The 242-nt window shown below is 52.1% G+C and carries 1 protein-coding gene; it reads right to left on the bottom strand.

Translation table 11 applies throughout. The annotated features are described in order from the left end of the window. Positions 1-242: hypothetical protein (locus AACR11_RS22550; RefSeq protein WP_139374630.1), on the bottom strand; the 242-nt coding region annotated here is incomplete at both ends.

Here is a 242-nt window from a genome sequence, read left to right as displayed (position 1 = left end):
TCGTAGGTTTTGCTGACCGCTTCATCACCGCCAGTGCCACCAATACGACCCAGCATGTCGCCCGTTTCGAAGCCTTGTGAACTTTCAGTGTTCGCGTTCCAACCGTTCGAGCCAGACTCGAAGTTATCAGAAGCAATCACCAAGTCTGACGCAATCGACAGCTCTGGCATATCAACCACAGATTGAACGTCAATGTTCGCTTCTGCTGGCACGGTTGCGGTGCCATCGTTGACATCAAACGT

The organism is Vibrio sp. L85 (assembly GCF_963871815.1).
Classification (GTDB): domain Bacteria; phylum Pseudomonadota; class Gammaproteobacteria; order Enterobacterales; family Vibrionaceae; genus Vibrio; species Vibrio harveyi.
The sequence above is the reverse complement of the archived record's forward strand: the minus strand, read 5'-3'. Positions and strand labels throughout refer to the sequence as shown.